We start from the raw sequence: 26,520 nt of genomic DNA on the forward strand, positions 1-26,520 counted from the left end.
AAAAACAGCCTTTGAGGTTGTTTTTGAGAGGTAAAAGCAAACACAGGCCAAACCTATGTTTGCTACTTAGTATTATTTAAAGTTTCATACCATGAGGAAGAATATGTGCTTCAGCAGGAAGTGGCGCTTTGTGAGCAAAGAATCCTTTTTGTGAGGCCACAACTCCTGTTGTTTGATCCTTAGAACCCGCTTTATTCTGATCACGAGTAAAGGTGATGCTCTCAATATTCTTGGTTCGATTCACAAGTATTTCCGCAACAAGAGTTTGCTCCTTCAAAATGTCCAAGAAGTTTTTGGAAACATTTTTGACCTTACATGCGCCCTTATTATCTAAAACAAAAAGATCTCCCTGAGCATTCAGGCCATAGCGTATAGAAAAAATTCCCTTAGAGGTATTAAAGTCAGTAGCAAAAGTGATCATCCCTTCCCTTGAGAAGCTGCTTTTGCGTATTACAAAGGGGAGTTGGGGATTATCTGTCAGAATGGTTTTACCTCGTTGTGCATCGGCAACAAAATAGGGACTTTCTGTAAGCTCCTGATAGAGAATTTCACCTTTTGATATTTTTGATTGAACCTTATGAGTGCCAGGTTTCCATTTGTCATCGTAGTTTATTATCAACTTTGCTTGTTCAGTAAGCAAAAACAGTGTGGTTGTTATTCCTCGCGGATGCATGTCTACTTCGAATCGCTCATCCTCGTCAACCAGAAATATTTTTTTATCATTAAAATTAAAGTCAAAGGGAAATGAAACGATACCCTTAGCCGTTTTAAAGGAAACAGAGAACAGTGCATGTTCATCACCATGTTGCCTGCTGGGATGCACCACATAGGAAGCCTTGGGATCTTTAGCGAAGTAATCCTTCACCTCATCAATACTTTTGATAAAGCGGCCATATTGAAACACGTCACGCATAATATAGAATATTTTCTCTTTGGGGCTCATTACCCGTTCCATCAGTGTCTCTGCAACTTTATCCAGATCATTGAGATTTTGAGGCATCGCACGTACCCAGAATGGATAGTCTGGTATTGGTTTTCCTTCACCATGAAGAGACTCTATGAATTGCTCTTTTCCTCCGGCGTAACGATGTAAGCGTAGGGTCACATTTTGAGGAATCAGGTAGGGATATTTGCTAAAATAGTGATTCAGCACTGTCAATATATCCATTCGATCATCAAAAAAATCAAAAACTATTTCTTCTCCTGGATGATCCGCCGCTGCTTTTTGTATTTGTGCAAAAAGCAGCGGCCTCTTATATTCATCAGTTTGCTTGCAAAAAGCATGATGATGAGTATTCTCGTGGAACATACCCCATGTGTTCTTGGTGATTTCGCTCATGATTAAATTGAACGAAGTGCCGATTTCCAAATTTTCCTCTATATCGGCCAGCAGTAAGGGGTCATGTACCATGCCCAGAGCATTGCAAATAGTGAGCATGGCGGGGCAACAAGATCCTTTCCCATTTACTTCGTCAATACTAAGGTCCTGTCTGGTAGAGCCAATGAATGCATAGGTTGTTGAAAATTTTGTATTTTCTCTTTTCAGTTGGAATAGAAGATCTTGATTTGCAAGAATAAGGGCATTAGCCTGCCGGCCTTTATATTGATTACCCCATAATTCCATGAACGTCTTATTGAATAAACATCCATCAAAATCTAAAGATATGTAGCGTATAGTCATTTTGATAACCTTATGGAAAAAAGCAAGCATAAGTCCGGCCTATGCTTGCTACAGTCTATTTAGGGTTGCAGATCATGACCAGGACCATGTGTATCTGTAGCCTCTGCCACTTTGGCTGCAAAGAATCCTTGTTCTGCTACCAAAACTCCTATTGTTTGATTCGTTTTTTGACTGGCACTAAAGGTGATATCCTCAAGATTTTTGGCACGATTGACTCGTTCTGTCACAACAAGAGTCTGTTCTGTCAAAACGCTTACTAAATTCTCAGATATGTCCGTGAGCTTATATGCGCCATCGTTATCGAGAGTAAATAGTTCACCCTGGTTATTGAGCCCATAGCGTGTGGAAACAATTCCCTTTGATGTATCATGGGCGGCAACAAAAGTTATCATCCCTTCTTTGGAGGCACTACTTTTGCGTATCACAAAGGGGAACTCAGGATTGGCTTCCAGAGCGGCTTTAACCTTAGTTGCATCGGCAACAAAATAAGGACTCATTGTGAGTTCCTGGTAAAGAGCCTCGCCTTTTGACACTTCTTCAGGTTTTGACTCAGCAGGTTGCGTAACAGGTTTGTTCGACTTTTCAGTGGTTGCTACAAGATTTTTTGCGTGACCAACATGGGTTGCCAGTGTGGCAGCCAATCCTTGGGGATCCATTCCTATCTCAAATCGTTTACCCTCATCATCAACCAGGAATAACTTGCCTTCAAAATCCAGACCATATCTTAAAGAAACAACATCTTTAGAGGTTGGATAAGAAACAGTGAACAGATATAGACTGTCAGCCTTATGTCTGCTCGGATGTACCGCAAAGGGGGCGTTAGGATTTTGAGCAAAGGAGCCTTTTGCTTGCGCAAAACTCTCAAAATAGAGTCCCTTTTCCGCAAGTTCTTTCATAATAGAAAATATTTTCTCTCCAGGACGAGTTTTTAAAGCAATCTCTCTAAGTGCCTCTGCAACTTCATTCAAATACTTAACGTTTTCATGCATTTTGCGTAAGCAGAATTGATAGTTAGCCATTGGGTTTCCTATACCTTGAATAGACTCAAATAACTTGTCTTCTTCTCCAGCATAACTGTGTATACGCAAGCGTACATTCTTGGGAATCATGTGGGGGTATTCATTAAAATATTCTTTTAGAGTCCATAAGATGTCTAGTCGATCATCAAAAAAATCAAATATGATTTCTTCTTCTGGATGATCCTGCGCTGCTTTTTGCATTTGCGTAAAAAGAATGGTTCTTTTATATTCATCCATGCTGGCACAGCTTGCATGTTGATGAATATTTTTATCGGAATCACTCCATGTGCCGTTGTTAATCTCATCCATGATGCGCTTGTATGAAGTGCCGATGGCCAATTCGCCGTCAATGTCTGCGAGCAGGAGTGGATCAAAAGTAATGCCCAGATCATCACAAATGGTGACCATTGCCGGACAACAAGATCCCCTAAATTGTTTTGGATTATAAATACCGCCGTTTATCATGTCGGTGAAATAATCTTGACGGGTCGAACCAATGAAACCGTAAACTGCTGAAAACCTGGTATTTTCACTTTTTAGTTTGTCCAGGAACCCCCTATTTTTAACCAGGACGGCATCAGTTCGATCCTTACTAAAATTGTTATGAGGTAATTGAACATAAGCCCTGTTAAATAAACATCCATCAAAATCAAAAGATAAATAGCGTATTGTCATTTTTGAACCTTATAAAGTTAATTCGTTTTTTAAAATGAAAAAGAATAGATAAATGCGAATTAATTTTTAGTCCTAAGAAATCAGGTCAATTTGCTTGAGATAGGTGGGTGAACAGATGATTTAAGGTAGGGTGCAAACAAAATATGGAATGGTACTAACCCTTATTTTTCTTATGGATTGGGTTTATTTGTTAAACATCACTGATATAACTTAAAAAATCTATTTCAACAAAATCGAGCTTATTGATTAAGATTGCCTAAGTTGTATCAGTCCTCCGCTCATCCAGATTGAAAGTCTTTATCTGCATGAATAGTTTTAACAATGGCGGTATTTTATAGATTAATTATTAAGGGAATATTAACAAACTTTACGAATTTTTGCGCTAAATTTATACAATTAGGGTGCGCTTGAGGAGGGAAAAATCCGCACTTAGTGTTGTATTAAAACAAATTTCCTCACAACTGACGCCTTATCAAATTATCAACTGAGTATATGGGATACGATCATTACGAATGACCATGTGAATGCAATCCTTAACAAAAATAGTGTACCAATATATACGGATGCCTATTACCCAGAGCCCTTGCCTAAACACTTGGCCCAACATGATAAGTGTCGCAATGAGGAGATCCCTCGTTGTAAACTGCTCAGGATGGCGGAGTGCTTGGGAAACTACTCTTGGTCTGGGTATGTCATTCCACACAAATCAGGATGACGGGATTCTCTAGAGAATACTCGCAAATTCAGAACAGTTGTCTTGAAATTGATTATCAGAAAAAACAAGTCATAATTAATTAAAGGCATCACATGGATGTACGTTAAAATGAATACTTTTGACACCATTGCAATTGAATTTGATTTAACCCATCACAATATGAAACAGGTTGCTCTTGAGGAATTGAAGATCAATACCCAAGATAAAACCAAAGTGTATTGGATCCATAGTAACCTCCAGCAAGTCGATGTTTTTAATCAACTCACCAACACACTCAAATTACCTGAGGAGGTCACTAAATTATGTGCAGAAAATAATTTAACGAATCTTATTGATAATGATAAGGCGCTCACATTGCAAATTAAATGTTTGGCTTCGCTTGAGCTCGATGAGAATAATGAAATTAAACTCGATAACTTAGTGCTTCATCTTACTGCGAATTACTGCTTTACTGCATCGGCACAACCGCTGCCTGTATTATTTGATTTTCTAAACAATTGTTCAAAGTCTATTCATTATGCAAAAACCTCTTGTTTCATATTATTTTTATTTCTTGAAGGGATTATTAATGACTATGCCAAGGTGCTTTTTAATTATGAGGTAATAGCGGAGGAGTTCGATTCTTTATTACAAACCACGAATGAAAATATCTATAAGGATGTTGCCGAGGTAAAGCACCAGACCTTACAAATCAAACGCTACATGATGGCAATAAGAGAAATTTTAATGCGGATTACGACTCGCAATATTTCTGTTGTCTCAGAAGAATGCCGTTCTTCCTTATATAATTTATCGAATCATAGCCATCTCATCATTCATGAAGTGGATTCTATTCGTGAGTTATTAAATAGCTTATTAGGACAAATTGATAATGAATTAATGCAAAAAATGAGTAAGACAATGGCCATACTCACTGCCTTTGCCTCCATTTTTTTGCCACTCAATTTAATTACTGGAATCTATGGAATGAATTTTGTATGGATTCCTGAGTTACACTGGAAATACGGATATTTTGGCGCATTAGGTTTAATTATTTTCTGTGCCTTATTCTTGTATTTCCTTTTTAAAAAAAAGAAATGGCTGTAACCTTATTTGCATCTTTTGCCATAGAATAAATTATCCATAGTTTTTAAAAGTAGCGCTGTGTTCAAGTTCTTGTTGAAGTTGTTTGTCTAACAAAGAGCGGCCACAATCAACATACGCAAATGCATGAGCAAAATCTCTGAGTTCCATAGTAAAAGTAGAGCGTCTTACTGGTAAAGTAATCAATTGAATTTGTCCATTTTCTTCTTGTTCGATTGAATATCGTCCGCCATAGAAGAGGTAATGAGAGAACCAATGACGGTTTTCATGATGTGGATTGCGAAGAATGACAAATTTTCGATGAGTTAGTTTACTTTCCATAGTGTCAATCAACGCATAGGTATGCTGCATGGTAATTCCTTCAGGCGGATCTTCTTTAGGACTACAGACGATGGGTTTTTGTTCTGTATGAGCTTTTTTTAATGAAAGGAACAAATCAACCTCATCATAACTGTACTCGTTTTCTCCTGGCAAAATTGCATAACGGTGCAACCAGCGTGTGACGGCTGAAATCGCTGTAACTGGGGGAGCTATGCTGTGATGCATTCGTTGTTCTAAAAAGTAAATGAACGCTTCTTTTGTTAAAAAGGGATTTTCTTCAAGCAATTGCTCGATGTACTTTTGATTCAAATGGACCCAGTTCCACCACTCATGCAATAGCGTTTGCTGATCCGCAAAAATATATTGGAGCATATTGGTGATACTTGCTAATTTATCATGAGGGCGCAACAGAAAAATTAAAGAATAAATGTCTTTACCATTACAGCCATAAATTACTTTTTTATATAATTGAGCAAGGGGGGATTGTGCTTGTTGCGGGATAGGGATTGATTCAGTAAAACCCCCAAGAAATGCTTTTAACGCGGTTCGACTATCGCCGCTGGTTAGCGTTTTATTATAATTGCCGCCCATAAAAGTAACATAGGCTTTTTCAAGAAAACGGACCCAGATTTTGCCCGAACTTAAAATACCCCAAGATGTAGGTAATGATTTTTGAATAATGAGCCATTGCGGCTTATCATCCTTAAAAAAACGGACATAAATTTTATTATTTTTATCAATCATTGCTTCACGAATGTATTGTTCTCCATTCGGTAAAGCAAGGATTGCATTGATGACCGAGAGAAGATAACAATCGCCACTCATAGCTCCTTGGGCAACATGAGCAATAGATAATTTTTTGGGATACAAAGGAGCGAAATTGTTCTTGTGCTGAACTGTAAAGAACAAATTGGTGCCTTGCGGATTAGGACTCACTTCACATTCTTTGACGGGTAGTCGCTGAGGTGAAGATTCATTTTCAATAAGTTCCAATTTATTTTCCATATATTGGCTCCTAAAAAATTATTAGGTTATTTATAGTGTTACAACTCATCTCACTGCCTGCACCAATTTTTAAATCGCTTTCACGTCGGATTGCATTTGCATGCATGATGTATTTCATAATAGACCCAACAGAGGTATATCGCATTTAGCTGTAAATGTTATTTTTATTTTACCAGATTAATACCACTGATGCTGAATAAAGCCACAGGTGTTAAGAACACCTAGCTAAGGAAAGGAACGAAGTCTTAAAGGGCGTTAGGATGCTCAGAAGTAGAGCAAAGTGTTAAAGGGGGATGATTTCGAATTCATGAACCAGGACAAAGATGAGTTCGGTTAATTTCTGTAGACGTACCTACGCCCATCAAGGTCATGGCAATACCCATTTCGTTTCGTATCAACTCAAGCATATGTTCCACTCCAGCTTGTCCTCTTGCCGCTAAAGCATATGCTGTCGGTCTACCTAGAAGCACTGCTTGGGCGCCTAGAGCCAGCATTCGTACCACATCGAGCCCCGAGCGCACCCCTGAATCAGCAAGAATTGTGAGGTCTGAATGGACCTTATCTGCAATCATAGGCAGCGCTTTTGCGGTAGATAATACGCCGTCAAGTTGCCGCCCGCCATGATTAGAGACGATAATTCCATCTGCCCCGAATGTTACAGCATCTTTTGCATCTTCTGGATCAAGTATTCCTTTGATGAGTAAGGGGCCTTTCCAAAAATGACGTATCCATTCCAGATCTCGCCAACTGATTGAGGGATCAAAATTGTTATTTAACCACCCTATATAATTTTTTAGTCCTATCGATTTTTTTAAATAGGTCGAAATATTTCCGAGATCATGTGGACGTCCCATAATGCCCACCTGATAAGCCCAGGAGGGTTTCATTAGGGCTTGCAAGAATCGACGTTCACGCGCAAATGGCCCAGACATTCCTGAGCGTGCATCTCGATAGCGAGCACTGGGAGTGGACATATCTACTGTGAATACCAGATGAGTCACACCACAAGTTTGAGCCCGTTCCAGCATACTCTGCATAAAGCCGCGATCTTTGAGTACGTACAGTTGAAACCAGACAGGCTGGGAACTATGAGCGGATACTTCTTCCAAAGAGCATACAGAAACTGTAGATAAGGCAAAAGGTATTCCTTTTTCTGCAGCTGCTTTGGCTACTTGGACCTCACCTCGCCGGGCGTACATTCCGGTAAGGCCTACGGGGCTTAAGATGACTGGCATTGCCAGCTTTTGTCCTAAGAGTTCTGTTGCAAAATTGAGATGTCCTACATTTTTTAAAATCCTTTGCCGTAATAGTACCTTGGCAAGATCTTCAGTATTGGCCTTAAGTGTTTGTTCGGCAAAAGCACCGCCATCAATATAATCAAACAAAAATCGAGGAAGTTTCCGTCGAGCCGCTTCACGATAGTCAGTAATAGAGGAAATAATCATGTTCAAGTCCATTGAGAAATTAAAACCTTAGTTCCTAATTTTAATTGATTAAAAGTTCAAAGATACATGGGGTTTATCCTAAATTATAGGAACAGTATTGGATTTTATAAATCAACCAGCTTAGAAATATTATAAAGTGTTCCGTCTACTCATGATTTCTTATTTGGTGAATGAGACTCAGGTGAGTTGTTTTATCACTGAATTAAAATCTCCGGTTAAGACAAACTAATTGCCCATAATCTAAACTTAAATGTAATGAGACATTTTGTTTTTATAAACTATAGGCCAGAAGCATGTTCCGCCATTGGATTCTAAAAAATTTTGGTATCCCCATTATTCGTCATTACGCCAAAAAAATCGAAAAAAGCGCTTATGATCCCTTTCCTTATCAGAATGCAGCACTTAAAAAAATTATCAATACGTGCAGAAAGACAGAGCTTGGCATCCAATGTGGCTTATCTCGATTAAAAACTATGGATAATGCACGAACACTACCTGCTTTTAATTATGAAATGTTACGGCCTGAGTTTGAAAAAATCTATCATGAAGGGAAACAGGGATTCTTCAGTTGGGAGCCTATTAAAGCCATTTCTTTAACCTCAGGAACTACTGGTGGTCCCAAATACATTCCAATAACCCCAAGTTTAATCAACAACTTGGTACGCATTAGTTTTAGCTTATATGCAGGGTTTTCCAATGAATTAAATAATCCTGAGGAGTTATTTGATGGCAAGGCGCTGTATTTGAGTGCGCAACCCTATATCTATGATTCTCCTACTGCTTTGCCTGTAGGCTTCATATCTGGTTATATGAATTCAAAGCGGCATTGGCTTTATAAGGACTTGCTATACCCATCTGCAAAAACATTGTCTATTCCAGATGCACAAATACGAATGACACGTATTTTTGAAGAAATTAAAGATCAAGATATTCGCATGATTTTAGGTTTTCCTGCGATTATCCAATTAGTTACTGCAAAAGCATTATCCTATTTTAATGTAAATTATCTGCAGCAGTTATGGAGTAATTTATCGGTGTGTGTCTATGGAGGAAATTTTTTATCTTCTTCGCAGATCGATTACCTTAAAAAAAGTTGGATAGGTGATGTAAGCACTGAGAAAAAGCTCCTATTTTTAGAGCATTATTCTGCTGCGGAGGGCTTTTTTGGGCATACGTTACATAGTGATTGGCCTGGCCTTGTTTTTAATCCCTTTGATGTCTTTTATCAATTTAAACAGAATCGAGATGATTCCGAGTTCTTGCAATTGCATGAGCTAAAAGAGGGCGAGCGTTATCTTATTTATGTCACAACCCTTGCCGGCTTAATCAATTATGAAATGGAAGATATTATTGAGATCACCTCTGTGAAACCACTTACCTTCAAATTTTTTGCGCGTGCAAAAGAACAAATTTCCCTAATTTCTGAAAAAATCCTTGTTTCTGAAATAAAACAGGTGGTGGAAGGGCTTGCTCATGCACTCAAGCAACCTATTCATGATTTTGCCGTTTATCTTGATTGTAGATCGGGTAATCGGCTCGTTTTTATTTTATCGACGCCAATAGCCAATTTAGACACTTCGATTCAGTTATTAGATGATAACCTTCGTAAAATAAACCCGAATTATAATGAATATCGGGCAAATAATACGTACCAACCGCCACAAATAATTTACAAGCCAGTTAAATTTTTTAACAAATACCGTGAAAAAAACATTCATCTAGGCAATTTCAAGGAAAAACGATTGTTTATGAGTGAAGCTGAATTTAATGCGGCTTATCTTTGATTCCGTATCAATTAATACGGAATCATTCCATTCTTATTTTGATGGATTTGGGACATTGTTCAGTTGCATTCGCACTAGGTTGGTCATTGCCTCAAGCATTTGTTGGCGGGACTCAGGATTTCCCGGGGTTTGTTTGTAAATAATATTCGCCAAAAATGCAGCGAGCGCCTGGGATATGACATTGCTATTACGAAAATGAGGCGGTAATTTTTCCACTGATTGTACTAAAGAGGACAATAAATTTTGACCGATAAAGTTCATTGCCTTGGAATAATCTTCATTGGTTAAGGTTTCAACTGGTTGAGTAGTTTCTTCTATTTTCATGCTCTATCCTGTGATTTTTAATTAAATGAAATTATAGAGTTTGTCTTAAGTCACTTCAATGCACCAACATGGGTTTAGCCATTTTTATGTAGGTCTTAACTCCAGCTGAAATGCATTACGTATAGGAATATGTAAAAAAACTTAAAAAAATAGAAGAATAAGTGGACTCATACACAGGAAAAATAGCCTATACAGGCTATCTGTGGTGATTAAAAACTGCTGCCCATGGAATTTCTGTGTGATTCGGATAAGGCTTCTTCTCCAGTACTTTTCAAGTCACTTATGTTGCGGCGCATCTCAATAGTTTTCTGGGGATTTATTAAATTTTCAATATATGCTTGCCCATTTTTGAGTTTTTGATTTTCAGGATCATTTTCTAAAGCTTTTTTTATCTGAGTTTGAATTTCCTTTAAGCTGCCTTGAAAAAGATGGCCACTACCACAGGAATATACGTGGTTATCTATGGGCTTGCCATCTTGACCTAATTGGACACCATGAAATTCTCGGGGGGGTGTCGCAGTGGCTTGTGCTAGGAAAAATTTGGTTACTTCTTCGGGTGAATCAAAAACCAGTGCACCATTTTTGTCAGGCTCTTTGCCATATTGTTTTTTGAAATCTTCAACTATTTTGGGCCAATCCTTATTTATTTGTTCTGGTTTGATTATTGTTTTTCTTCTATTTTGCTCTTCAAGCTCTAATTCTTGCTGCTGATGTTTCTTTTTTTCTTCCGCTTCTTGAGCTTTTTCGGTTAATAATCTGTTTCTCATTTCCTCTTCAGACATCGACATAATGTATCTCCACAATAATCTTTTTATAAAAATAAAAAAAAATCAACTTGTAATAATATAACTCAATAATAAATGACAGCAGCAATTAAACCGCAATTTATTGCGATTTTTTTACAATTTAAAATGGAACCTTTGTGTGCACAGTGGCGATATGATTGTTAGCATCATTCGAAGCTGAATCAAATGAAGAGATTAAGTCGGCAAGTAAAAATTGGGAGCTTGTAGACCCATCTTTTCATCCCTGTGTCGGATTGATCTGAAAAAATTCCAATTATAATTTACTCACCACTGAATGATCTTTATACGGAAAATTATCCGCTGAAATTGCATCGGCAATTTGTTGCTCAATCGTTGTTAGTGGCTCATCACCGTCTCTATTATCAACTGGAGAATATATACCATGGCCTACCCTCGGCTGTTGGGATTGAGTCCCCTCGTTTAATTGTGCCTGAGGATCTAATATGATTAATTCGCCTTCTCCCGTGATGTTGAAAGCAACGCTATCACCAAATAAAGGTGTAGGATTTGCTTTTGCTTGCGTTAATAATTTAAAAGTTTGTTTATAGCATAGGCTTGGTTCTTCATATTCGCTTCCAGGACCTACTAAGGTCACTTGATCTTCTAAGTCCGACCAACGGAGTTTTCTGTCTGTAAGCTTTTGTAGGTCAGAAAGAATTCGATCTAATTCTTCTTGAACGGCGCTTGTTGTGGTTCGATCACCAAATATATGTGCGACATAATAACAAGGCGTGCCTTTTGCATCTGTTGTGGCGACCAAAACACCGGTACAGTGTAACAATCCTTCGGTCCCTAGAATATCTAAATCACCGTCTTTAAATCCTGCTCCAGCATCTGCCCCTACTCGATAACAGCGTAATTTCTTCATGCTTGCAAGCTGTTCCGAATTAGGTATATAAATTGATGAAAAATTCTTGCACTGTTGTAAGAGTGAGTTGATCTCTGATTCTTTAGAATCTTCTTGTTTCTTCTTTAGACTCTTGAACAGTATTGCGACTCTCCAATTGTCTTTGTCGCCCATATCAAAACCCGACATGACTTCCAAGGCTTCATCTATCTTTTCGAAGGATGAAAGTTTTTTATAATATTCTGATGCTTCACTTAACCTGATGTTTTCTGTATCCAGCAAAACGAGCTCATGGTTATCTTTTTGGACAACAATCTTGACCATGACAGCACCTTTTCTATGGATGATTATTAATTATACACATTGATTGCCTTTAATGTAAACATAGTGGTCATGTAGGTTAAAATTTGAATTGTTGGTCGATTAAGAGTCTGGCGCATACAGAGGCTGAACACCAGGGACGTCTTAGTGAGTCGTTTTTTAAAGGAGTTGAGTTGGCAGTGTCTGCTTTTATTGGGAATACAGCCATTGAGCTAATGCATCAACTCCTGCTTTTAAATCGTTTTCGTCGGCTCCAAAAGACATCCGCACATAACCTTCTTTGCCAAATGCAATTCCTGGAACCAGGGCAACATGAGCTTCTTCCAAAGCCTGTTTACAAAATTCTTCCGAGCTTGCCTTGTTAAACCCCAGGCTTTTTAATGACAGGAACAGATAGAGTGATGAAGCTGGGGAAGTTAAGGTTAAGCCAAACGCATCATTTAAAGCCTTAACAAGTGTATCTCTTCTTTTTTGCATACATTGTTGTACCCATATATGGACACCATTTATTTCGGTTAAGGCCGCAATGGCTGCCCATTGACTTAAAGTAGTCACGCCGCTGGTGCTCTGACTAACCAAGGCAGTTAAGGGTTGAATCATGGATTGGGGTGCGAAAACAAAACCAATTCGCCAGCCCGTCATGGCAAAATTTTTTGAGCAACTTTGAATAACAACAACCCGATCTTGATATTGGGGAAAAGAGCCACACGATATATATGTATGCGCATCATAGGTGAGGGCACTGTATACTTCATCCGCGATAACAAGCAGATCATGTTCCTGCGCAACGCGCAACAGTTCAATAAGCTCATCTTCGCTATATAATGTGCCAGTTGGATTGGTGGCGTTATTGAGAATTAGAAGCTTGCTTTGCGGTGAACATGCTTTTTTAAGTGACTGGGGTGTCAACTTCCATCCCTCTGCTTCCAAGGTGTCAACGATGACAGGTTTCCCGCCAAATAATTGAGTCATGGCTGGGTAAGAGACCCAATAGGGGGCGGGGATAATGACCTCATCGTCTTGTTGAACTAATAATTGCAACAGCAGATAGATTCCAAATTTTCCACCATTTACGACCAGACAGTTTTCTTTTTTAAACGCACAACTATAGGTTTTATTCATCCAGGAACTGGCTAAGGCCCGTAATTCTGGAACACCTGCTGCTGGAGGGTAAAGGGTTTGTCCTTGTTCCAGGGCGTATGTAGTCGCTGTAACAATTGAGGGATAGGGGGGAAGTTTGGGCTCACCGGCGCTGAGGTTATAAATTTTAATCCCTTCATTTATTTTTAGTTGGGCTAATGAATTAATCGCCACGGTTGCAGAATCTTCAGGTAACCTCTTCTTTATAAAATGATTCATTATTTTTGCACCTTTCTCGAGTTGGATATGATGATTTTGAATAAGCGATTAATAAATTCCTCTTGCAAGTGGTACTGCTTGGACAAATGTTCATAATACTCAAACAATTGCTTTTCACGCGAGCGGTCCAGTACTTTTTTTCCTTCTTGCGATTTTAGCGCACCAATTTGTTTCGAAAGTTCTTGACGCTTTGCCAATATTTCAATGATGCAAGCATCAGTCTGTTCAATTTGTTTTCTCAATTCTTCTAGTGTAGGCATGATATCCTCCTTACTTGAGAAGTCGTGCGTTTTTTACCAGGATAAAAGCAGTTCGATTGGGATGGCTGTCTTGGATTTTTGCTGTCTTTATTTCTAAACCATACAGTTCGGCACAACGTGCTGAGGCAATGATTGCTGAATGGGGTGGCAATATTCCCTCCGCTAAGTCCTTGGCTGCTTTTGCTGTATCAATCCATTCCAGTTGTTCCGTGTTGCTGAAATTTTTTTGTAGAAACTGACGGCATTGGGCAAACCCTTGAGGATGTGACACAATGTGCGTAATTTGATGGGATTGAATGCCTGGTCGTACGAGGAGACATTGATTGATTTCATGCCATAGTTCATCAATAGGAGTAAATAAATGTCTTCCCATGGCTTGGAATGCTGGCTTGACCAATCCACCTATAAGATTTACGACAGGCACTATACCCAGATCGATACGTTCATTTTCGATTGCATGCAGAACACCCTCCATATCCAGTAAGTGAACAAGAGTTGGAGCTAGCCCTTTTTGCTTCGCATACACCAAGGCCGCTTCTTCAGAAAACGAACCTGCATCTCCTGAAATACCAAATAAAGTATTCATACCTGTATCTCCATTGCTAACTCATTTGTTTCTAAAGAGCGCATCTTAGCGAGTTCCAGCAAAAACGTTTCAGTCTGTTCCCAACTGAGGCATGGATCCGTAATCGATAGCCCGCTTAAATCAAGGTCGTCCGGATTCATCGCATCAACTTTTTGATTCCCTTCTTTGATAAAACTTTCCACCATGAAACCTTTAACCAACTTTTTTAAATCGGGGTGGCTTTGAATGCTTTCTAAAACGTTTAAAGCAATATCAGGTTGTAATTGGTGATTTTTTTTGCCGTCTACCAAGCAATTATCATGGCTGACATCAACAATAATCGACGGGTTGATGATCTGATGCATGTCCATATGATGTTTTACTTCTTTAAGATGGGCAATGGAATAATTAGGGGCATTATTGGAGCCGCGTAAAACCATATGCGCGTGCGGATTTCCATGGGTTTGTACTTCGTAGCCATCGAATACCGCAACATGATCATGTTGGGAGGCAACAATACTATTTACGCCGATAGCCAGTGAACCGTGAGTGGGGTTTTTTAATCCTACTGCGCAGTCTAAGGAGGAAGCAAAAATTCGATGCTCCTGATCTTCAGAACTGCGGGCCCCAATTGCAACCCAAGACAGAAGTTCCAGAAATCCTTTAGCATTATGGGTAAACAATGCTTCATCAGCAATGGGCAATCCCATTTCAATGACCTTAACCATCATATCTCGGGTATATTTTATTCCAGATGCAATATCTGGAGCTGAGAATAAATCAGGTTGGTTTACAGGACCGGTCCATCCCTTAGTTGTTCGCGGTTTTTGAATATAAACTCGCATAATGAGTTTTAATTCGTTTTTCACTTTCTTGTTTAATTGCACTAAACGGTGAGCATATTCCAGTACGGCTTTTTTCGGCCACGCAGAACAAGGTCCGACTATCATTAAGAGACGGTTATCACGACCTTCTAAAATGGCTTTGACCTCTTCCCGGTCACGAGCAATTTGTTGGTGGGCCAAAGGAGACAATGGAATTTCTTGAATAATTTCTTCTACAGGAGGTAGTTTCTTTAAGACGGAATAGCTCATCATCCCCTCCTACATACAGTAAGTACTTTGGATAGAGCCTGGGCACGATGTGTTCGCGATTGATGGTGCATGATGGACACTCCTCTTTGGGTTCTATCCAACTCCCATGCTTTTTATTGTCTGGGAATTCGGGTACCAAAACCCCCAGACTAAGCTGGGGGTTGGAGTGTTAGTTACTTTCTACCGACCACCCAGCTGCGGGCTAAAAAAGCTAAAATAAAAAAAGCAAGCAAACGCTTGTGCGAAAGCTGCTTCTTTATTTAACTTGTGGTGTACAGTAGAAAGGGACATAAAAATTCGGTAAAAAATATTTGTATTATTAATATACAGCTTAGTTGGTGATTCTGTCAATACTTCTAAGTAATATTGCTTCGTACTGGACAAGAAACCACTGAACTAAACTGTGTCCGTGCCCAATGTTAATGGTGCCCGTGCCCTTGCCCGGATTTTAAAGGATTGGAGAGATTCACTTTACGCTTGAAGAAGCTCAGCGAACTATCCAAAATATCTGGATTTCTGCGAAGAGAAGGATGTTTTGTTATGGAGACCCACACAGGTTTATTTAAGCGGATTAAGGCTCACTGATGGAGAGTTGTTGGTTGTTGCAACAGATGAATCAATACTAGCATCTATCCTGACCTACGCAAAACGCCGGGAAATCGAGTGCTTGTTTGCATGCTTAAAATCAAAGGGTTTTCATTTTGAGGATACGCACATCACCAAGATTGACTGCATTGAAAAGTTACTGGCTTTGCTGACTATTGCCTTTTGCTGGGCTTACAAAACGGGTGAATGGCGAAATGAACAAAAGGCAACAAAATCAAGAAACATGGCCGTCAAGCGATAAGTTATTTTCGATACGGTCTTGATATCATACGAGATCTTGTATTAAATTGCAGCGCTTCTATGGTTCATATTGGCAAGATTGTTAGAGATTTTTTTATCTTGAAGCAGCCAACAGTCATCATGGAATAATGGAAAAAACGCCAACCTCAACATATGGATAAAAAATGGAAAATAGACTTTTGATCATGAACGCTTGGACGTTTATCAAGCGGCTATCGAATTCATCATTTTAAGTGATGAAATCTTAGAAGAGCTACCCAGAGGGCGAGCTTATCTTGTAGATCAATTACAACGAGCAGCTTCATCAATAGCGCTTAATATTGCTGAAGGCGCAGGAGAATATGCTAGGCACGAAAAACATCGCTTCTATCGTATGGCTAAGCGATCTGCAACTGAATGTGCTGCTATATTGGATATTGGTCTGAAATTAGGCCTGATCGATACAAAAAAACTTAGTGATGCCAGAGATTTGTTATTCCGAATTGTCTCTATGCTCATTAAAATGGTCAGTTCTTCCCATTAAAATCCGGGCAAGGGCACGGGCACAGTTTAGTTCAGTGGTTTTTTGTCCGGTACGAAGGTAATATTGAATGGATTGGACTATATAACTTACTAATAAATAGAAAATTTTTTCTTCACTAAATTATCACTTCATTATCTTGAGGAGCTTAAGAGGAAGACTCTCCTCATGGTGACACCTTTCCCAAAACATCATCCATGCCACATTCAGGAGATTCCTCGTTTGTTCGAAATAATCTGTTTAAAGGTAATCCAATGGATTGGTTCTCAATGTTTTGGTATCAGTGTCTTGCTCGGAAGAGGGGGGCTTAAATCCGCTGAATATTCCGATTTGGCTGGGTTTAGCCTCTTCCTTTTGGGGGTGGCGTAAAATAATTAAAGCAGACTGTAATTGTTTTGCTGTTTGGGCAAATACTTCAGGACATTGGGTTAACACTTTTTCCCATGGTTTGTCCTCTAGAGATACATATAATTTTTGTTCTAAAAGCTCATCACGAACAATCTGATAGACTATATTTGCCAGATAATTTTTACCGAATGAATCACAAACTCCTTTTTCTTCAAGGGAATTAATAATCTGCTGCAACTCATTTAATTTTGCCGTTATGCCTTCATTGTGTTTAAAACTGTTAAATAAAGAGTGCGCATCCTTGATATCAAAAAAACTGTACTCAACACCTAATTCGTTTAAATACTTATCTTCTTGGCAGTAAGACGCAGGCCGTTCACCACGAATCCAAAAACCTAATTCTGCGCAGAGTTCTATAGCTTTGTCGTCATGAGTGAACAGTTCAAGTTTTTTTACCCGGTTCTCTGTCAATATAGAATTTAAAGCCAATCTTAATGCAGCAGTACAAAGTTTTTTATCATTTTGATAAATCTTAAGATCTTCGAGAAAGGCAATATGCTGAATCACGCTTTCATCAGGATAATAATCAAAATCAAGGATCAGGGTCTTATCGTGTAACACTTGAATTTTGTTGTTTGCTCGTTGCACGGTTAAATGACTGGATGTTTCATCCAAGAGAGGCGGCAGTTTTGGTTCATATTTTTTTGATGCAAAAGATTTTGATTTTTCAAGTAATGCTTCATCAATTATCTTATAACTAAAGCGTTCAATAAGATAATAATGACTTTTTTGATCCTCTCCAGAACGCTGTAACCAATCTGGAAATACTGCTTCTGTTTTATAACCTATGGAATCCGAAAGATGGAACGCTTTGTTGTTTCCGCCACTTTGAGTGAAACGAATGCATTTAACTTTAGGATTTTGTTTTACAATTTCTTCAAATTCTTTCCAAAAAACTTTGCCATAGCCTTTATTGAGGTACTGGCTATCCACTCCCATGGAACAAAATTCCGCAACATGTTCATAAGGTCCAGAGAGATATTTTATTCGACGAACACCAACAATTGTTTCTTTGTCATCGATTAAATCGACCATGACGTAGACGTCGCTTTGTTTATTGAGACGGTCAAAGGTTGCTTTAAAGGATACTAAATCTTTTTTAGTAAAAGACATCCATTGGATTATATGATCTTGCATCCATATTTCCCAAACTCGCTGATAATCGCTTTCTTTAACGCGCCTCAGAAAAGGATGTTTGATTTCTAAAGGTTCTTGCATGATGAGTATAAAAAATAATCATGATTCATGGTATTCCTTTTTAGTGCAAAAGTCAATCAGTTGATGCATTTTATGATCAATTGAGATTAAGGAGAGTAGCCCTATATTCGCGCCAGGGTAATACGACCTGATGCACTTGCCACTAGCGGATAACAAAGCTATATTTTTACTTCTCTTTCTAAGAAAATCAGCAATGACCAAAATAGCGCTTTATTTGGCGGGTGGTGGAGCCCGCGGAGCTTATCAGGCTGGGGTGATCAAGGCGATCAACACCATTCTTGGTTCAAAAAAAATTCCCTTCAACATGCTTACTGGAGCCAGTGTTGGCAGTATTAATGCGGGTGTATTAGGTGGAAATGTGCTTGATTTTTCTGCTGGCGCCAACAAGTTAGAGGAATTATGGCGTGATATTACCTGTGAACATATTTTTAAGTCCAGTAATTATGCACTAAGCAAAGCGGCTATGCGTAATATGAGCAGTATGCTGATGAAGCAACGTCTCTTAGGACATATCCTTGATACATCGCCTTTACAGGATTTTATTAAGAACATTATTCATTTTGAGAGTTTGGAATGTGCCATTAAAAATAAGCACTTAGACATGATGGAGATCATCAGCAGCTGTTATGAAACTCAAAGAACCATCTCGTTTTATCAGCATCATGCAGAGGATTTTGAGGATTGGAATGATCCGCTTCATAGTAGTCAACGAGTGAATCTGCAAATGGAGTATTTCCTGGCGTCCACGTCATTACCCTTGTTTTTTCCTCCTGCAAAAATAGATGGATTTCATTATGGAGATGGGCATGTGGGATTAGCGGCTCCCCTACGTGGCGCTATCCGTTGCCAAGTAGATAAAATTTTAATTATTGGCACTCGGAAACTACCTGATGTACAAAATCCAGAAAAACTACAGGGTAGCGAGATTGATTTCACACGTGTTTTGGGCAGCATGGTCAATGGATTATTTTTAGATAACCTCGAGCGTGATCTAGAAATGGTGAGTCACATGAATTCGATGGCGCATATGTTACCCCTGGAGAAAAAAGAGCATGCTCCCTGGCGGCCTATTCAAACGTTACATTTACGCCCCAGTGTGGATATAGCAACAGTGGCTCAGTCTCATTATAACAATATACCCATGTTATTACGGATCTTACTGAATTTTCTTGGTGCAAAACGTCATTCCGGTGATTTACTCAGTTTTCTATTGTTTGAAAAAAAATTCGCCCGAGAATTAATAAAACTCGGTTTTGACGATACGATGGCAGTACAGGATTCTGTTTTAAGTTTTTTTGATGCTTAGAATTTAGGTTTTTATTATTTAAATGCAGGAACGGTTGAGTCCAGATCCATATAAAATCGTTCCGTATGACAAACAGCCAGATTAGATCCCCTATTTTTCATATACCATTGCAGTTCTTTGCGCTCTTCCTCGTTGTTTAAACCTTGCTTATACTCAGTAACGAGTTCATCGAGTTTTTCTTTTAATAAAATAATGCGCTGTCGTTGAGTGGTCGATAATGGGTTTTTAAAAAAACTCAATGCCTTGCCTATTGTTGCGTGGCGTTGAGTGTTTTTTGTAGAATCAACGATTTTTTCATAGCATGCCTCAAGGAAATCTAATTTTTCAGTCATTGTCGCAAAGGTGGCGATCGACGCATTCAGTTGTGCTTTTGAAAAGGCATGGTGCTGTTTTTTTTCCTTGAATCCCGCAGAGATTTTGTTAAGTTCTGTTTGAACTTTTTCTGTATTTTTCTCACCAAATTTAGAAAGAAGCTGCATATTTACAAGGATAGGAATTAATTGCCTTACTGAGCTTTCATCAATTGATATACTTTGGCCAAAATTTTTGAATTTAAGGATTGTTAAGTTTTTAACCTTATCTTCAGTATGTTTTCCAAATACTAATTTTTGCTCTTTATTGGTAACTTTTTGATCGCCCTCAACGATTAATTGCTCCTCAAGCGAATCGAGTAATCTGCAAATTTTCTTAAATTCAGCATTAGAGGTGGCACTAAAAAGACGATACTTTAGTGTCAGTATCTCGGGATACTTATGATCACTACCCGCTATTTGGATAAAAGTCTTTATTTTTTGAATTTCTTTACGATAAGGATGTTCTAAACTATCAATATCAATTTTATAAAGATTTTTCCAAACATCACTGTGAGTTACCATATTCCAAACGATAGCAAATCCATCATCACTCAATCTCGGAGGATTGTAGTTCCTGAATAAACGTGCCTTATCACTATTATCGCGGTGAAGCAATTCTTGAAATAATTTTGCGCCATCTTTTGGAGAGTCCAAACTTACTTTGCGGGTTCTAAAGGCATGGAATTCACGATCCACAAGCTCCCAAGTTGTTTTTGACCATTTTTGTTTGGTGTGTTTGAAAATGATCTGATGCATATGATTGAGCATCATATGAAATTCAGGGTTGATTGAACTATGTAGTTTCGCATGATACGAATCGTGTGCGGTGACTACGGGCATTGGCGTCTCACGATATTCATGAATCCCCTTTGTCGTTGCTTCCACTCCACTATCGCGCATACTAATCGCTGTAGGTCTATAATAGGATTCAACTCCTTCTTTGACTGAATCAATTCCTATCGTGCCTATTTTTGTCCGACTCGCAGTAGCATGGTTGATTCCATGCTGTGCAATTTGCAGTGCTTCGATCACACCAAAGGACATATGTAGATCATAATGCTGTTGATTGTAGGGAATACTGTACCAGGCACCAAGTCTTTGCAAAGCGTTGCCCAATGTAGACACAAAGAATATTGGTGCAATGATATAGGGATTATATTCTGAAAGATAAAAAATTTGTTCTGATTTGGGCAACGCTTGAATCAATAAGCGTAATCGCTCTAAGTGCCAATCAGTGAGATTCTCTCCATATGCTTTTTTCCGCATCGTTGGGAGCCATAATTCTTGTGCCTCTTTGGTAAATTCACCTGCCTCATCAAGGATAGGAAACGTTTTTAGAGGGTCTGTAAATTGCGCTCGAGCAAGTATCGTGGACATTTGTTGACGGGTGATTTTATTTTGTTTAAAGAGCCACAATGCATAAAAAATATGCTCTTCTTTTTTTAAGGCCTCGTCTTCAAAATCCCCGCGGGCAAGCGCTTTTGCAACCTGGTCCAAACCTTTAGCATTGAGAGTCATATGTGGCGGAATAGTAATTTTATTGCCATTTAAAAAGTCATCAAAATCATCAGAATGTAGGGTTCTTTCTGGATCTACAGGAAACTGTTTTGTATTGGGGTCTATGAACCCAGGATGTTTGTATTTAGCATTTTTATTTTCTCTAGGAACAAACACGCGTACTGTTGGATCAAAAGTGACATCAACACCTGGTGGAATTTCCGGCGAAAAAAAACGACCAAAAAATGATTGCCACGCAGCAGTGGCATCTTCAACAGTACCAATTTCACTTAAACCATAATTATCAGGCATACATTTTAGATAAAAAATACTCTCTTTGTATATTTATTATAATTGAAAATTATTATAAGAAGCTTAATGAGAATGAAAAACGTTGATCAGCACTTAATTAGCTCTATTCGCGTCCATGGAAGTGAATTACAATCAACAGAAGTAAGTACTCAATGAGGGTTAATGCTCATGCATCAAATTTGATTTGAGTTTTAAGGTAAGATCAAACAGGGAAATAGTCATTAATTGATTAATCTCAATAAATCTTAGGAGTAATAAAAACAATGGAAGGCGTGGTCATTTGTTTAATTCTTCTTTTTCTACTGGTGATTTCTGGTGTCATTACACGCTTTGTTTCCTTCCTGCCAACGCCATTAATACAAATTGCCATAGGGACACTTCTGGCCGATTTATTTCCCGCTTTCTTTGATGTGGGATTTAATCCAGAACTTTTTATGTTGTTGTTTGTCCCTCCTTTATTATTCAATGACAGCTGGCATTTTCCAAAACGTGAGTTTCTCCTCTACACCCGGCCTATCATTATGTTATCGATTGGTTTGGTATTTTTTACGGTGGCTGGGATTGGTTATTTGGTGCATTGGTTAATTCCGCTCATTCCTTTGCCTGCTGCATTTGCATTGGCGGCAGCACTTTCACCGACCGATGCCGTATCACTTAGGTCAATGACCGCTGGAGCGCGCATACCCGATCGCATCATGCATATATTACAAGGCGAGGCACTGTTAAATGATGCTTCGGGCTTGGTTTCGTTTAAATTAGCGGTTGCTGCGATGTTAACCGGAGTTTTCTCGCTGACGGCAGCAATCTGGAGCCTCTTGTTCATTAGCCTTGGTGGAATTGGTGTTGGGGTAATTCTTACTTATATTTTTATTTCGCTATTAGGTAAGTTAACCAAACATAACGTTCATGAAACCACTACTGAAAATTTATTATTGCTGCTTTTACCTTTTACCGTATATCTTGCTGCTGAAAAATTAGGTTTTTCAGGGATATTGGCTACTGTTGCCGCAGGTTTTACAGTAGACCGGGCCGGATTTTTAGATCGAACAATGGCCAAAATGCGTCTTGAAGGTCATTTTGTTTGGGAGGTTCTTGATATTACTTTAAACGGAATTATCTTTATCCTTTTGGGATTATATTTACCCCATTCAATTAAGTTCCTCAAAGCAACTGGATATAGTTTGTCCGAATACGCAATGATTGTTGTTCTTATTACCGTGACCTTAATTCTTCTGCGTACCTTATGGATTTATTTAACATTACCTTTTGAAGGATTAATATCCAGACGTAATAAGAGTTCCTGGCGTTTTCCTAATTTAAAAATAATCAGTACTTTTTCACTCGGCGGTGTCCGTGGGGCAATTGCTTTGGCTGCGATTTTATCATTACCGCATATGGTCGATGGAGGACCTTTTCCTGAGCGTAAACTTTTAATTATTCTTGTGATTGGTGTTGTTCTGTGCTCTTTAATTATTAGTAGTTTGCTCTTGCCTTTGATTACTCCAGGGTTAAAAAACTTGCTTCATAAACATACCCAAGATGAAGAAAATGAAGCGGTGCTTGCCTTATCTAAAGCAGCTGTAGAAGCAATCAAAATAAAAATGGAGCGCTTATGTGAAGAGGCCAATGAGCGTGAGAGGGTTTTGTGTATTGAGGTTGCAAACAAATTAATGGATTCGTTTAATCAATTTATTGTATCAAACCATGGAACGGAAAATGAAAAATTAGAAAGTATATTAGCCTTAACATTCGAACGACAATTACGCTATGCGGCTTTAGAGGGAGCCCATCAAGAGTTACGTACGTTGAGGAAAGCAAGAAAAATCAATAATACGACCATGATGAAAATTATTTCTCGTCTTGATTTACGGCAAATTGCGTTACATACAGAACATCAAACCATTTCGAGTTCCTTGGAAAAAAAGATTCAAGGAGTAAAAAATATTTTTAGCACCCAAGCGGATTGAGTTGTTCTGGAGCGGGTCATTTTACAGTGTCTCTTCTAAGAAGAAAAAAGGAGGAGGGTGTGAGAACATTCAGGTGGCTCTAAAAACGCCATTATTCCAGCGAGTAACTATTAAATACTTGCGCCTCTTGTTTATTGGATTCAGCATTTTTATTCATCCAATTATTCGTAAGCTCCTTTTCGCGGGCTGTTTTTGCATCACGAAAAAAAAATGAAGTTCCCCATCGCATGCGACCAAACCCTACGAGCAGCCCTATACCACCAAAACAACTGATGATCAGTATGATGTCTGCAAGAAAGCGTCTCGTGCTGTGCCGATGATGAAATTCCTGATGTGCCAGTTTTTTCAACTGTTGGGATATCTCTTTAATCGGTAAACTGGATTTACGAATATCGACAGCCTTAGAATAAAAACGTTTAATAGACTCACTGTATTCCATACCAAACTGATTCTTTTTATTCAGTGCCAATTTTTCTTTGCAGAATTGTTCTAATCTTTTTAGGTCTTCATCGAGATATTTATTGTTTACAAATGGGATTGGGTGATGCTCAGCAGCACTAAAATGGGCCAGTATTTCTTTCTTGCTCACTTGAAAAAGTTCTTCTGGGCAACCTGAGCTGTCTAATTTTTGAATCTTCAGGGTATTACTCAGTGGAATTTGAGCCTGAATCAACTTAGGGAAAACCAATTGTAGTGAATCAAATGGAGGTCTAAAATCACCACTTTTATTGTTAATGCGCTCTAATAAATTATTTTTTTTATCAAAATAAACATTGCCTGCTGTGAGACAATATGCCTTTGAGGGTGAGTTTTCCCCAGTCATCTGCCAATGGGCTGGAATAGGACCACCAGGATATCCCTCGTGGGCAAACACAAGCTCCCCGTTGGTTCTTATTAAAAAGCGAAGAATTTTATAAGTTTTCTCGCCAATTTTATCTTGTGCACATTCAGGGGCTTGCAATAATTGCAGTATCTTCTCAGGTGGGACTACAATTGGAGCCGAGGTGATTTTTTTAATTGAGCCACTCATAGAAATGGGTTCTTTTTTATAGTGGGTGTTAAATAGTTTAGATAGCATAAAAAAGATGAACCCTATGAATGATGATCATATTTTGGATAATCTTAACATATTATTGCCAAAAGTGCAGGCCAGTTAGCATTTACTGGAATGTTATTAATCAAAATCCAGAAACAGTCTTATCTATATTTTTTATATAAAATAATTCCTATTGTTCATTTCTTTTGGGGAAAAACGTGTATCCGTGTTTGTCCTTAATATCAGAACAATAATTCGGTACAATGTGATTCAGTTTAAGCATTGAGTGGTTGATTATGAATTATCAATATCATCATGTTGGAATTCCGATAACAGAACCCCGTCCGGGAGAGCGTTATAGCTCCCTTATGGATACGTATACCTCCGGTGGGGAATTACCTGGCCGAATTCAATATCATCGATTTGGTCCTAATTGCCCACTCCATCCGTTAATTCAAACGCAACCGCATATCGCTTATAAAGTGGAGAGTATTGATGAAGCGATAAAAGGAAAACATGTTCTTCTTGAGCCTTATTTTCCTTTAAAAGATTTTAGAGTCGCGATGATTGAGGAACACGGTGCGGTAATTGAGTTTATAGAAACATGCTTATCTGAAGATGAAATATGGGATCACACGAACTATCACGATTCATTGCTCTATTCTGAACGAGCGAAATAGCAGCGGATACCTTGGCATCTTGGTCCTAACCCACTTTTTAGGTTTAAAGTCATAATAATTGGCTATTGCTTAGAACAAAATCGCTTAAGGCTCTTTAAATCCACAAAGTGCCAGACAAAAGAAGAAAACGAAGATTACGAAGTGAATAAACTGAGTTAATCAAGAGCTGATTGAGCAGCAAGATCCTTAAAAAATTTCATGCGCTTATGTAATAAACTTTTAGCTCTATAAACCAAATATAAAGCATATCGAGGAGGGGGCTCTGGATGATAAAGTTGCACGATTAATTTATTTTCCAAATGAGGTAATAAATAAGATTTAGGCAGACACGCGACCCCATAACCATTGATTACCGACTGAACTAATCCATTGAGATCCGTAAACGTAAGAGAGGGTTCAATGAAATTAGGAGCTATATTTAGCGCAAGCTCAAAATACCTTTGAATAAAAGGCTTGTCATTTCCATAACTGAGCCACCGCAAGTGTTTAAGACTTTCATTAAACGAAGATTCTGTCGTTTTATCTATATATTTTTCCCATCGCTCGGTGCCAACAAGTACCAGTTCATCATCAAATAATTTAACAAATTCAAAATTAGGATTATCGTATTTAATCGATGTAATACCAAAATCGATGGTATTATTTTGTAATTCATTAATAATTTCCGAATCTCTAGGTATGTAATTAATTCTTAATTTAATTTCATGTTCAAGGCATACCCCGATTGATTTCATTATTAAATTTTGGGCGAACTCATTGACACAACTTATGTAGATTTCGCCACTCATGAAATTTGTATACTTTGAGAAATTTTCGGCGACATCTCTAATTTTATCAAAAGGTTCTGAAATTAAAGAAAAAAGTTTTTTAGCCGCTTGAGTAGGTACAATGCATTTGGCATTTCGTTCAAAGAGGGTTTCACCAAGATAAATTTCTAAGTTTTTTATGTGAATTGAAACTGCTGCTTGCGTGATATTCAGTTGTTTGGCTGCTTTAGCGAAGGAACCCATCTGATAGGCAAAAATAAAGGATTCTAGGTTATTATAGAACTTCATTTTCTGATAACTCCATAG

Annotated in this window: 21 protein-coding genes and 1 pseudogene; 7 read left to right on the plus strand and 15 right to left on the minus strand. The window is 38.4% G+C overall.

Annotated elements, in window-relative coordinates:
- Positions 1-76 precede the first annotated feature (76 nt).
- Positions 77-1,681 (minus strand): hypothetical protein, encoded by a 1,605-nt coding sequence (locus tag ACF8MK_RS07840; RefSeq protein ID WP_392538830.1) that lies wholly within the window; start codon positions 1,679-1,681, stop codon positions 77-79.
- A gap of 59 nt (positions 1,682-1,740) precedes the next feature.
- On the minus strand, positions 1,741-3,375 hold the full coding sequence (locus ACF8MK_RS07845; RefSeq protein WP_392538831.1) for a hypothetical protein: 1,635 nt from the start codon (positions 3,373-3,375) through the stop codon (positions 1,741-1,743).
- An 823-nt stretch (positions 3,376-4,198) separates the two neighbouring features.
- Between ACF8MK_RS07845 and ACF8MK_RS07850 the strand changes: the two genes are divergently transcribed.
- Entirely contained in the window at positions 4,199-5,176 is a 978-nt protein-coding gene (locus ACF8MK_RS07850) for a magnesium transporter CorA family protein (protein WP_392538832.1), read from the plus strand.
- A gap of 30 nt (positions 5,177-5,206) precedes the next feature.
- Here ACF8MK_RS07850 and ACF8MK_RS07855 read toward each other — a convergent pair whose 3' ends face one another.
- Positions 5,207-6,499 (minus strand): C2 family cysteine protease, encoded by a 1,293-nt coding sequence (locus tag ACF8MK_RS07855; RefSeq protein ID WP_392538833.1) that lies wholly within the window; start codon positions 6,497-6,499, stop codon positions 5,207-5,209.
- Between the two features lie 305 nt (positions 6,500-6,804).
- Positions 6,805-7,944, minus strand: coding sequence for an FMN-dependent L-lactate dehydrogenase LldD (gene lldD, locus ACF8MK_RS07860; protein ID WP_265703233.1), 1,140 nt, complete (start codon positions 7,942-7,944; stop codon positions 6,805-6,807).
- 293 nt (positions 7,945-8,237) lie between these two features.
- Between lldD and ACF8MK_RS07865 the strand changes: the two genes are divergently transcribed.
- On the plus strand, positions 8,238-9,728 hold the full coding sequence (locus ACF8MK_RS07865) for a GH3 auxin-responsive promoter family protein (protein WP_392538834.1): 1,491 nt from the start codon (positions 8,238-8,240) through the stop codon (positions 9,726-9,728).
- 33 nt (positions 9,729-9,761) lie between these two features.
- Here ACF8MK_RS07865 and ACF8MK_RS07870 read toward each other — a convergent pair whose 3' ends face one another.
- The 7 genes from ACF8MK_RS07870 to ACF8MK_RS07900 form a co-directional block, all read right to left on the minus strand.
- Positions 9,762-10,052, minus strand: coding sequence for a hypothetical protein (locus tag ACF8MK_RS07870; RefSeq protein ID WP_392538835.1), 291 nt, complete (start codon positions 10,050-10,052; stop codon positions 9,762-9,764).
- A gap of 209 nt (positions 10,053-10,261) precedes the next feature.
- Complete coding sequence (locus tag ACF8MK_RS07875) at positions 10,262-10,840, minus strand: hypothetical protein (protein WP_392538836.1); 579 nt, start codon at positions 10,838-10,840, stop codon at positions 10,262-10,264.
- Between the two features lie 271 nt (positions 10,841-11,111).
- Complete coding sequence (locus tag ACF8MK_RS07880; RefSeq protein ID WP_392538837.1) at positions 11,112-12,029, minus strand: hypothetical protein; 918 nt, start codon at positions 12,027-12,029, stop codon at positions 11,112-11,114.
- A 186-nt stretch (positions 12,030-12,215) separates the two neighbouring features.
- Positions 12,216-13,385 carry a pyridoxal phosphate-dependent aminotransferase gene (locus ACF8MK_RS07885; protein WP_392538838.1) on the minus strand — a complete coding sequence of 390 codons (1,170 nt, stop codon included), beginning with the start codon at positions 13,383-13,385 and terminating at the stop codon, positions 12,216-12,218.
- Positions 13,385-13,645: a chorismate mutase gene (locus ACF8MK_RS07890; protein WP_265703239.1), complete on the minus strand. Its 261-nt coding sequence runs from the start codon at positions 13,643-13,645 to the stop codon at positions 13,385-13,387. The genes ACF8MK_RS07885 and ACF8MK_RS07890 overlap by 1 nt, the downstream gene beginning before the upstream one ends.
- Positions 13,646-13,655: 10 nt before the next feature.
- Positions 13,656-14,231 carry a prephenate dehydratase gene (locus ACF8MK_RS07895; RefSeq protein WP_392538839.1) on the minus strand — a complete coding sequence of 192 codons (576 nt, stop codon included), beginning with the start codon at positions 14,229-14,231 and terminating at the stop codon, positions 13,656-13,658.
- A complete protein-coding gene (locus ACF8MK_RS07900; RefSeq protein WP_392538840.1) occupies positions 14,228-15,304 on the minus strand; it encodes a 3-deoxy-7-phosphoheptulonate synthase in 1,077 nt (358 codons plus the stop codon). Before ACF8MK_RS07900 ends, ACF8MK_RS07895 begins: the two co-directional genes overlap by 4 nt.
- A gap of 538 nt (positions 15,305-15,842) precedes the next feature.
- Between ACF8MK_RS07900 and ACF8MK_RS07905 the strand changes: the two are divergent.
- Together ACF8MK_RS07905 and ACF8MK_RS07910 are read left to right on the plus strand one after the other, a co-directional pair.
- A pseudogene (locus ACF8MK_RS07905) lies at positions 15,843-16,198 on the plus strand (IS4 family transposase); the annotation flags it as partial.
- A gap of 145 nt (positions 16,199-16,343) precedes the next feature.
- On the plus strand, positions 16,344-16,673 hold the full coding sequence (locus tag ACF8MK_RS07910; protein WP_392538841.1) for a four helix bundle protein: 330 nt from the start codon (positions 16,344-16,346) through the stop codon (positions 16,671-16,673).
- A 237-nt stretch (positions 16,674-16,910) separates the two neighbouring features.
- On the opposite strand, the gene ACF8MK_RS07915 is transcribed toward ACF8MK_RS07910, so the two are convergent.
- The gene (locus ACF8MK_RS07915; RefSeq protein ID WP_392538842.1) at positions 16,911-18,215 is read right to left on the minus strand and encodes a GNAT family N-acetyltransferase; all 1,305 of its coding nucleotides are present in this window, start codon (positions 18,213-18,215) and stop codon (positions 16,911-16,913) included.
- A gap of 274 nt (positions 18,216-18,489) precedes the next feature.
- On the opposite strand from ACF8MK_RS07915, the gene ACF8MK_RS07920 reads away from it, so the two are divergent.
- Positions 18,490-19,602, plus strand: a complete 1,113-nt coding sequence (locus tag ACF8MK_RS07920) for a patatin-like phospholipase family protein (RefSeq protein ID WP_392538843.1) — start codon at positions 18,490-18,492, stop codon at positions 19,600-19,602.
- Positions 19,603-19,616: 14 nt separating this feature from the next.
- Here ACF8MK_RS07920 and ACF8MK_RS07925 read toward each other — a convergent pair whose 3' ends face one another.
- Positions 19,617-21,764: a hypothetical protein gene (locus tag ACF8MK_RS07925; RefSeq protein ID WP_392538844.1), complete on the minus strand. Its 2,148-nt coding sequence runs from the start codon at positions 21,762-21,764 to the stop codon at positions 19,617-19,619.
- 263 nt (positions 21,765-22,027) lie between these two features.
- Here ACF8MK_RS07925 and ACF8MK_RS07930 point away from each other — a divergent pair, with 263 nt between their 5' ends.
- Positions 22,028-23,731, plus strand: a complete 1,704-nt coding sequence (locus tag ACF8MK_RS07930; RefSeq protein WP_392538845.1) for a Na+/H+ antiporter — start codon at positions 22,028-22,030, stop codon at positions 23,729-23,731.
- A 91-nt stretch (positions 23,732-23,822) separates the two neighbouring features.
- On the opposite strand, the gene ACF8MK_RS07935 is transcribed toward ACF8MK_RS07930, so the two are convergent.
- Positions 23,823-24,809, minus strand: a complete 987-nt coding sequence (locus ACF8MK_RS07935; RefSeq protein WP_392538846.1) for a hypothetical protein — start codon at positions 24,807-24,809, stop codon at positions 23,823-23,825.
- Positions 24,810-25,063: 254 nt separating this feature from the next.
- Here ACF8MK_RS07935 and ACF8MK_RS07940 point away from each other — a divergent pair, with 254 nt between their 5' ends.
- Positions 25,064-25,447 carry a helicase gene (locus ACF8MK_RS07940; RefSeq protein ID WP_392538847.1) on the plus strand — a complete coding sequence of 128 codons (384 nt, stop codon included), beginning with the start codon at positions 25,064-25,066 and terminating at the stop codon, positions 25,445-25,447.
- A gap of 155 nt (positions 25,448-25,602) precedes the next feature.
- Here ACF8MK_RS07940 and ACF8MK_RS07945 read toward each other — a convergent pair whose 3' ends face one another.
- Positions 25,603-26,502 carry a LysR family transcriptional regulator gene (locus tag ACF8MK_RS07945; RefSeq protein ID WP_392538848.1) on the minus strand — a complete coding sequence of 300 codons (900 nt, stop codon included), beginning with the start codon at positions 26,500-26,502 and terminating at the stop codon, positions 25,603-25,605.
- Positions 26,503-26,520 lie beyond the last annotated feature (18 nt).

It is taken from the genome of Legionella sp. 227, assembly GCF_043161935.1.
GTDB lineage: Bacteria > Pseudomonadota > Gammaproteobacteria > Legionellales > Legionellaceae > Legionella > Legionella sheltonii.